Origin of the sequence: Corallococcus sp. AB049A, from assembly GCF_003668885.1 — a bacterium.
Classification (GTDB): Bacteria; Myxococcota; Myxococcia; order Myxococcales; family Myxococcaceae; genus Corallococcus; species Corallococcus interemptor.
Genome location: NZ_RAWL01000531.1, coordinates 1 through 5,265 on the forward strand (window position 1 = coordinate 1; position 5,265 = coordinate 5,265).

At 71.1% G+C, this 5,265-nt stretch carries 4 protein-coding genes; 3 read left to right on the forward strand and 1 reads right to left on the reverse strand.

Going from position 1 to position 5,265, the window contains the following annotated elements; all coding sequences use genetic code 11:
- Positions 1-457, reverse strand: a 457-nt coding sequence (locus D7X55_RS35345; protein WP_147470335.1) for a PaaI family thioesterase, incomplete at its 3' end; no start/stop codon positions are given.
- A gap of 142 nt (positions 458-599) precedes the next feature.
- Between D7X55_RS35345 and D7X55_RS35350 the strand changes: the two genes are divergently transcribed.
- The 3 genes from D7X55_RS35350 to D7X55_RS35360 all read left to right on the forward strand — a co-directional run.
- Positions 600-2,924 carry an ATP-dependent helicase gene (locus D7X55_RS35350; protein WP_407921810.1) on the forward strand — a complete coding sequence of 775 codons (2,325 nt, stop codon included), beginning with the start codon at positions 600-602 and terminating at the stop codon, positions 2,922-2,924.
- Positions 2,925-3,190: 266 nt separating this feature from the next.
- Entirely contained in the window at positions 3,191-4,741 is a 1,551-nt protein-coding gene (locus tag D7X55_RS35355) for a DUF1592 domain-containing protein (protein ID WP_233610257.1), read from the forward strand.
- A partial coding sequence (locus D7X55_RS35360; protein WP_121725357.1) for a DUF1552 domain-containing protein occupies positions 4,738-5,265 on the forward strand: 528 nt, incomplete at its 3' end. The genes D7X55_RS35355 and D7X55_RS35360, both read left to right, overlap by 4 nt.

Genomic DNA, 5,265 nt, shown 5'->3' on the forward strand with positions numbered 1-5,265 from the left:
GGCTTTCGCCGTTGGCCCACGCCTGGGAGGAGACGCGCACGACGCCCTGGCAGCGGGCACACACCCGGCCTTCGGAGTCCATCAGCTTCGCGGAGGCGAAGACGGTGGACGGGCCGCCGTTGTCGATGACGGCCTCCACGCGCAGGTGGTTGCCGGTGGCGGGGCGCTCGAAGCTCATGGACAGCTGGACGGTGGCGCAGCGGCGGGTGGGGTCGCGCAGCGCCGGGGTGCAGCCGATGGCGAAGTCGAAGAGGGCGGAGAGCACGCCGCCGTTGACGGCCGAGGCCCCCAGGCCGCCCCGGTGCTGGGGCTGAACCTCCGGGAGTTCCACCACCACCATGCGTCCCTCCGGGAAGGACATCTTCGCGCCGAAGTGGCGCAGGGTGAGGCTCTGGTTGAAGAGCTCCGCGAAGCGGTCGAGCTGGGCCTGGGTGGGGCGGGACGGGGTGTCGGACATGGCAGGTGTCCCTTCTTATAACCCACGCTCCTGCCCGTCCCGAGGGCGGACGGCCCGGCGGGCGCCAGGGTTGGCGGAAGACCCGGCACCCGCGCGCGAAAGACGTTAGAAGGCGGGGTTCTTCCCCCTGGTGGAACCCTCCGTGAACGCCCACGAAACCGCCCTCCTCGAAGACCTCAACCCGCCCCAGGCGGAAGCCGTGCTCCATGGCGACGGCCCCCTGCTCGTGCTGTCGGGCGCCGGCAGCGGCAAGACGCGCGTCATCACCCGCCGCGTGGCCCACCTGGTGAAGGTCCGCCGCGTCTTCCCGTGGCGCATCCTGGCCGTCACCTTCACCAACAAGGCCGCGCGCGAGATGCGCGAGCGCCTCACCCAGCTGTTGGGCGCGCAGGCCAACGACCTGGTGGTGAGCACGTTCCACTCGGCCGCGTCCATGATTCTCCGCCGCGAGGCGGAGGCCGTGGGCCTGACGAGGTCCTTCGTCATCTACGACGACGGCGACCAGCTCAGCCTGGTGAAGCGCGCCATGCGCGACGCGGGCGTGGAGCCGGTGATGCAGCCGCGCGAAATCCTGCACCGCATCGACCAGGAGAAGAACGCCGCGCGCCTGCCGGAGGACATGCGCGTGGAGCAGGAGGACATCCGCGGGCAGATCGTCAAGCGCGTGTACGCGGGCTACCAGAAGCTGTTGCGCGCGGCGAACGCGGTGGACTTCGGGGACCTGCTGCTCCTGTTGGTGAAGCTCTTCCGCGACCGGCCGGACGTGCTGGAGCGCTACCGCACGCGCTTCACGCACGTGCTGGTGGACGAGTTCCAGGACACCAACCCCGTGCAGTACGCGTTCCTGCGCCAGCTTGCGCCGCCGCCGTCCGCGAACCTGGTGGTGGTGGGCGACGATGATCAGTCCATCTACCGCTGGCGCGGCGCGGACGTTGACAACATCCTCCAGTTCCCCATGCAGTACCCGGGCGCGAAGGTGGTGAAGCTGGAGCAGAACTACCGCTCCGACCAGAACATCCTCACCGCCGCGCACGAGGTCATCTCCAAGAACCCGCGCCGCATGGCGAAGAAGCTCTGGAGCGAGCGGCCCAAGGGGGAGAACCTGGAACTCTTGCTCCACCGCGACGAGCGCGCGGAGGCGCAGGAGGTGGCCCGGCGCATCCTGGCGCTCCAGCGCGAGGGCTTCATCAAGTTCTCCAGCATGGCGGTGTTCTACCGGACCAACGCGCAGAGCCGCGTGCTGGAAGAGGCGCTGCGCCTGGCGCGCGTGCCGTACCAGCTGGTGAGCGGCCGCAGCTTCTACGACCGCGCGGAGGTCCGTGACGCGTCCGCGTACCTGCGGCTGATGGCGAACCCGCGCTCGGACGCGGACCTGCTGCGCGTGCTCAACGTGCCGGCGCGCGGCATCGGTGACACCACCGAGGAGCGGCTGACGGACTTCGCGAACGAGCAGGGCCTGAGCCTCTTCGAGGCCCTGGGCGAGCGCCACCGCATCCCGTCCCTCAACGCCACCGCGCAGAAGCGGCTGGGCGGCTTCCACCAGCTGCTCCAGTCGCTGCACGCCTTCTCCCTCACGGCGAAGGACGCGGCGGGCGCGGTGGACCAGATGCTCAAGGAGACGAAGCTCGTGGAGACGCTGGTCGCGGAAGGCAGCGACGAGGCGCTCACCCGGGCGGAGAACCTGAAGGAACTTTTGGGCGCGGCGCAGGAGTTCGACCTGAAGCGCGCGTCGGACATGGTGGCCTCCGCGCAGGCGGCCGAGGAGCGCGAGGAGGAGGCGCCGGAGGGCGTGGACTCCGCGCCGCTCACCGCGGACATCCCGCCGCTGCAGGCCTTCCTGGAGCAGATCAGCCTGGTGGGCGAAGCGGACGCGGAGGTCAGCGAAGGCCGCGTGGCGCTGATGACGCTGCACGCGGCCAAGGGCCTGGAGTTCGACGCCGTGTTCCTCACGGGCCTGGAGGAGGGCGTCTTCCCGCACTCGCGCGCGCTCAAGAGCGACGAGCCCGACGGCGGCGAGGAGATGGCCGAGGAACGGCGGCTCTGCTACGTGGGCTTCACCCGCGCGCGCAAGCGGCTCTTCGTGAGCCTGGCGCAGTGCCGCTCCCTCTTCGGCGAGCTCAAGTACAACCCGCCCAGCCGCTTCCTCGCGGACGTGCCGCAGGCGCTCTTCGGCTTCAAGGAGAACGACCTGCCGCCCCCGCCGCGCGCCGCCGCCATGCCGCAGCGCCGCCGCAACTGGGAGGACGACGAGATGGGCCCGCGCGTGGACCGCAGCTACTCGCAGGCCTCGTCCGACATGGACGGCGTGGGCGGCGACGTGCGCGGCATGCGCGTGCGCCATGAACAGTTCGGCTCCGGCCGAATCGTCGCCGCGGAGGGCAGCGGCCCCAACGCCAAGGTCACCGTGGAGTTCGGCGGGAGCGTGGGCCTCAAGCGCGTCATCGCGCGCTTCCTGATTCCCGGCTGATCCGGTCAGGGCGGCGGTTTCCAGTATTCATGTGGACCGCCGCCTGCCCGGCCGGGGTGCGGATTGACTTCCAGACGTATCCCCAGTGGGATGAACTCCAACGAACGGAGGCGCTTCCCCCCATGGCGCAACGTCGACGATGGAAGAGTTCCGCGTTGCTCGCGGCCTCCTTGAGTTTCCTGGTTGGCTGCGAAGGCCAGATTTCTGACGCGGCGAATCCGCACAATCCGGGCCCTGGTGGTACGAACAAACCGCCCCCTGCTGGCGTGGAGCAGGCAGCGCGCTCGGTGCGCGTCGCGCGGCTGACGCATGCGCAGTGGCTGAGCACCGTGAAGGACCTGCTCAAGCTGGACGCGGCGCCCACGACGCTGGCGCAGTCGTTCCGCGCGGATCCGTCCCAGAGCGGCTTCCTCTTCGACAACGACGCTCGCGCGCTGTCGGTGGATGAGGCGCTGTGGGGCGCGTACCAGCGCGCGGCGGCGGACCTGGCCGGGCAGGTGGCCACGGACGCGACGAAGCTGGGCAAGCTGCTGCCGGCGGGCAACACCACGGACGAGGCCCGCGCGAAGGCGTTCGTGGAGTCCTTCGGCCTGCGCGCCCTGCGCCGCCCGCTGAGCGCGGACGAGGTGGAGACGTACCTCAAGCTGTACCGCGAGGGCCCGAAGGCGTACCCGACGATGGCCGCGTTCCAGGGCGGCCTGCGGCTGGTGCTGGAGGGCTTCCTCCAGTCGCCCCTGTTCCTCTACCGCGTGGAGCGCAGCACGCAGGCGGCGGAGGGCAGGGTGCCGCTGGACGCGTTCGAGGTCGCGTCCCGCCTGAGCTACGCGCTCTGGAACTCCATGCCGGACGACGCGCTGTTCGCCGCGGCCCGCGAGGGTTTGCTTGCGAAGCGCGAGGGCGTGGCCGCCGAGGCGCGCCGGATGATGGCGGACCCCCGGGCGCGCGGCGTGGTGACCGCCTACCACCAGGCCGTCTTCGACGTGCCCCGCTACGCGAGCATCCGGCCCAACACCACGCGCTTCCCCAACGTCACCACGAAGCTGGCGGAGTCCGCGGCGAAGGAGAACGCGCTCTTCGTCCAGGACGTCGTCTTCGGGCGCAAGGGGCGCTTCACGGACCTGCTCACGTCGCGGGACACCTTCGTCAACGACGAGCTGGCGCGCATCTACGGCCTCACCGGGACGTTCACCGCGGACTTCGTGCCGGTGACGCTGGACGGGGCGCAGCGCCGGGGCGTGCTCACGCAGGTGGGCTTCCTCGCGTCGCACGCGACGTCCATCGACCCGGACCCCATCCACCGGGGCGTGTTCCTGTCGGAGCACCTGCTGTGCCAGAAGATTGGCGCGCCGCCGGCCAACATCCCCGCGCTGCCCGCGCCCAACGGCCGCACCAACCGCGAGGTGGTGACGTCGCACACGGAGGCGCCCGGCACGATGTGCGCGTCCTGCCACGCGACGCTCATCAACCCGCTGGGCTTCCCCTTCGAGAACTTCGACGCCGTGGGCGGCTACCGCACGACGGACAACGGGCACCCGGTGGACGCCTCGTCTGCGCCGGGCATCGGCGGCCAGAAGGTGTCCGTGAAGGACGCGCTGGACCTGGCGGACGCGCTCGCGAACACGCAGGCGGTGCACGAGTGCTACGCGCGCCACTGGGTGGAGTTCCTGAGCGGACGCCCCGCCGTGGCGGAGGACGACGCGCTGGTGGCGCGGCTGGGCAAGCTGTCGCAGTCCGGGCAGCTGCCCATCGTGGACCTGGTCGTCGAGGTCGTGACGGGCGTGGGCTTCGTGACGCGCCACCCGGAGGAGCTGCCGTGAAACTGAGCCGTCGACGCGTATTGCAGGGCCTGGGTGGCGTCATGCTGGGGCTGCCGGTGCTGGAGGGGCTGTTGCCCCGCAAGGCCCACGCGGCGGATGCGAACGCGCTGCCCTTCGCCATCTTCCTGCGCCAGGCGGATGGCGTGGCCGCCGCGCAGAGCACCTCCGAGCTGGGCAGCGAGCCGGAGCGCTTCTGGCCGGAGCCGCTGGGCAACCTCACCACCACGACGCTCGCGGGCAAGTCGCTGGTGGAGCTGGCGGACCACCGCGCGCGCCTGCTGGTGGTGCGCAACGTCAACATGAAGGACTACAACTACGGGGACGGCCACGCCCGTGGCGCGCTGCAGTGCCTCACCGCGCGCGGCCCCGCCGTGGAGGGCGTGGGCGGCGACTCCGAGGCGTCCGGTGAGTCGCTGGACCACCGCATCGGCCGCGAGCTGAACCCGCAGAAGCGCGACTCGCTCTACCTCTACGCGGGGCAGGCCGGCGGGTGGCTGGGCGGCCCCTGCATCTCCCACCGGGGC